The 276-nt window shown below is 57.2% G+C and carries 1 protein-coding gene; it reads left to right on the top strand.

The window, feature by feature from the left end:
- Window positions 1-276: CapA family protein (locus SB753_RS37010; protein ID WP_410805106.1), on the top strand; the 276-nt coding region annotated here is incomplete at both ends.

The following is a 276-nucleotide window of genomic DNA, read 5'->3' as shown; positions in this document are numbered from 1 at the left end:
CGAGCGGTCAGGCAGGCAGCCGACATCGTCATCGTCTCGATCCATTGGGGCGAGAACTTCGATTTCGACATACCTACTTCGCAGCGATACTTCGCGCATGAACTGATCGATTCGGCGGGGGCGGATCTCGTACACGGCCATTCATCGCACCACGTGAAGGGCATCGAGCTGTATCGAGGCAAACTCGTCCTGTACGGTGCCGGGGACTTCATCAACGACTATGAAGGTATCGGCGGTCAGGAAGCGTTTCGCAGCGACCTCGCGCTGATGTATTTC

It is taken from the genome of Paraburkholderia sp. SIMBA_053, assembly GCF_046534895.1.
GTDB classification, from domain to species: Bacteria; Pseudomonadota; Gammaproteobacteria; order Burkholderiales; family Burkholderiaceae; genus Paraburkholderia; species Paraburkholderia caledonica.
The sequence above is the reverse complement of the archived record's forward strand: the minus strand, read 5'-3'. Positions and strand labels throughout refer to the sequence as shown.